Raw genomic sequence first — 3135 nt, 5'->3', positions numbered from 1 at the left:
CTCCGCCGAGGCGGGCGCACCGGCAGGCGCCGACGCACGGCGAGTGGCACGACGACGCGGACGAGCCGGAGCAGGCGCCTCCTCGGCCACCGGCCCGGCCTCGGCCACTGCGGTCACAAGGGCCTCACCGGCGCCCTCGCCACCGTCACCGGCCGGCACGACGACCTCCACGGCCTCCGCCGAGGCGGGCGCACCGGCAGGCGCCGACGCACGGCGAGTGGCACGACGACGCGGACGAGCCGGAGCAGGCGCCTCCTCGGCCACCGGCCCAGCTTCGGCCACTGCGGTCGCAGGGGCCTCGCCGGTCTCTTCGATCTCTTCTGTCCCAGCGGCCGGCTCAGCGGTCGGGGACTCCTCGCGCGCCGGTATGGCCGGCCCGGCCCCGTTCACGGGGTCGGCCACCGTGATCTCGCCGGTCGCGGCGTCGGTGCCGGCACTCGGCGGGCCCGCCGGGCGCGAGGCGACGCGGCGTCGGCGGCGCGGGGGCAGGGTGTCGCTGGGGGTGTTGTTTTCGGAACCCTTGGTGGGTTCGGTCGGTTCGAGCATGCGGGCGTTTCTCCCGTCAGGCTCCCGGGCGCCGCGCCTGGTCCGGCGTAGATCGCCGGTGACGTCCGCGGCTCGCGCTGTGCGCGGTGCCGCCGTCCGGGGCGCGGGCGCCGCACGGGAGCTCTCTGTGTCCTGTCTCGCCGGTTCCGTACCCCTTGTCGTGCACGGCCTGGCGAAAGTCTTCTGGTCGGTGCGCTGCCCGACCCAGGTGGCTCCCGAGTACGAGGGCGGCGCTACGACGTGCGTCCCTGCGCGGGACCTTCCTTACGCCGGCGCCGTCGCGGCGGCAGTCGCGGCGGCCGGATGCGGCTCGGTCGCTGCTGCCTCGCGGTCGGGCGCGAGCGGGTCGGTCACCGTGCCGGTCTCTTCATCGAACAGCCCCTGCGCCAGCCTGGTCACCGCTGCGGGGACCGGCGGCGCCAGGTCGGCCACGGCGCGGAGACCGGACAGGACGTCGTCGGGTCGTACGGCAGGCGTCACGTGCCGAACAACCAGCCGCAGTATCGCACAGGGCCGGTCGCTCGGCCTATCAGCCGGCGAACTGTCCGTTTCCACGCGCTCGAGGCCGACGACCGCGGGGCGGGCGTCGAAGGTGCGCATGCCGTTCTTGGTCAGGCGCTGGACCTCGACGCTGTCGGCCGCGTTGAAGGCCGCGACCGCGCGGTCCGCATCGGCCGGATCCACACCGTCCAGCCGCAGCTCCCACACGGAAGCCGTCAGCCGGTCGGCGAGCCCCGGCGTGCGGGCCTCGACCGCCTCCAGGACGTCGAGCCCGGCGGGCAGCGACTCGTCGAGGAGGGCACGCAGCCGTTCCGGATCGCGCGCCTCGGTGAGCGCGATCTCCAGGTACTCCGCCTCACTGCCCGTGCCGGTGGGTGCGGCATTGGCGTACGACACCTTCGGATGCGGCGTGAACCCCGCCGAGTACGCCATCGGCACCTCGGCACGGCGCAGCGCACGCTCGAAGGCGCGCTGGAAGTCACGGTGGCTGGTGAACCGGAGGCGGCCGCGCTTGGTGTAGCGCAGTCGGATGCGCTGCACCGCGGGTGCGGGCGGCGGGCCTTCGGGCTGTCGCTTGCCCAGTGTCGTTCAGTCCTTCGTGAGAGCGGTGGTACTGCTACCAAGAGTACGTGTCCGGCGGCCCATACGTTCCCGCCGGGCACCCCTGACTCCGGGGCCCGGCGGTGCCGGCTCGGGAAAACCGGCCGTGGCGGACGCCGGAAGCCCCGCATGGCGCGCCTACGGCCTGCAGACCGCGTACACGATGTTGTTGATGCCGTTGTTGACGCCGGATCCCACTTGCGACTGCCAGCCGGTGGCGGGTGAGCCGATCGGACGGTCGAACCCCTGGAAGTTCACGGCGGCTCCGGTCGTGGAGTTGACGTTGTACGAGCCACCGCCCGTGGCGAATGTGCCGGCCGGGCAACTGACCTGGTTGAACGCCGTGGCCGCTTGCGTGCCGGCGAGCGTACTGGTGACCACGACGCTCTGGGCGCCGGTCGAACCGGCGCCCTGGGCACCCTGGGTGCCCTGCGCTCCCTGGACCCCCTGCGGGCCCTGGGCGCCCGTCGTCCCCTGGCTCCCGGTCGAGCCCTGGGAACCGGTCGAACCCTGGAAGCCCTGCGGGCCCTGCGTGCCCGTCGAACCCTGAGTCCCCGTGGCCCCCTGCGCCCCGGTGGAGCCCTGCGACCCGGTGGACCCCTGGAAGCCCTGGGGCCCCTGGGACCCCGTCGCGCCTTGGGCGCCCGTGGAGCCCTGCGCACCCGCCGAGCCCTGCGGACCTGCGGTGCCCTGCGGACCCGTGACCCCCTGCGCCCCGGTGGAGCCCTGCGCTCCCGTGGACCCTTGGGCCCCGGTGGACCCTTGGAAGCCCTGGGGGCCCTGAGAGCCCGTCGCACCCTGAGTGCCGGTCGAGCCCTGCGGACCGGTCGCTCCCTGCGCCCCGGTGGAGCCCTGGGCGCCGACGGCCCCCTGGAACCCTTGCGGGCCTTGGGCGCCCGTCGAACCCTGGGTGCCGGTGGTGCCCTGCGCCCCGGTGGAGCCCTGCGCACCCGTGGTGCCCTGGAACCCCTGCGGACCCTGCGCGCCCGTCGAACCCTGAGCCCCGGTCGAACCCTGGGGGCCGGTGGAGCCCTGCGCACCGACCGAGCCCTGGAAGCCCTGCGGGCCCTGGGCGCCCGTCGCGCCCTGAGCGCCGGTGGCTCCCTGCGCACCGGTGGCGCCCTGCGACCCGGTGGACCCCTGGAAACCCTGGGCACCCTGCGAGCCCATCGGACCCTGAGTGCCGATCACCCCTTGGGCACCGGTGGAACCCTGTGGGCCCGTGGAGCCCTGCAACCCCTGCGGACCCTGGGCGCCCGTGGTCCCCTGCGCACCCGTCGCGCCCTGCGCACCGGTAGAGCCCTGCGCGCCCACCGAACCCTGGAAACCCTGCGCACCCTGCGGACCCGTCGCCCCCTGAGCTCCCATCACGCCCTGCGCACCGGTGGAACCCTGCGGGCCCGTGGAACCCTGCAAGCCCTGAGCACCCTGCGGACCCGTATCACCCTGAGCACCCGTGGCGCCCTGAGTACCGGTCAGGCCCTGTGT

The 3135-nt window shown here is 74.6% G+C and carries 2 protein-coding genes and 1 pseudogene; all 3 read right to left on the bottom strand.

What is annotated here, in order from left to right; all coding sequences use genetic code 11:
• Positions 1-546 (bottom strand): annotated as a pseudogene (locus tag ACZ4SW_RS15315) (Rne/Rng family ribonuclease); the annotation flags it as partial.
• A gap of 264 nt (positions 547-810) precedes the next feature.
• Positions 811-1587 (bottom strand): TIGR03936 family radical SAM-associated protein, encoded by a 777-nt coding sequence (locus ACZ4SW_RS15310; protein WP_468242650.1) that lies wholly within the window; start codon positions 1585-1587, stop codon positions 811-813.
• A 198-nt stretch (positions 1588-1785) separates the two neighbouring features.
• The coding region (locus tag ACZ4SW_RS15305) for a collagen-like protein (RefSeq protein ID WP_468242648.1) at positions 1786-3135 on the bottom strand (1350 nt) is incomplete at its 5' end.

Source organism: Streptomyces sp. NPDC028331 (genome assembly GCF_055565775.1).
This window is presented reverse-complemented; position numbering and strand designations above follow the sequence as displayed.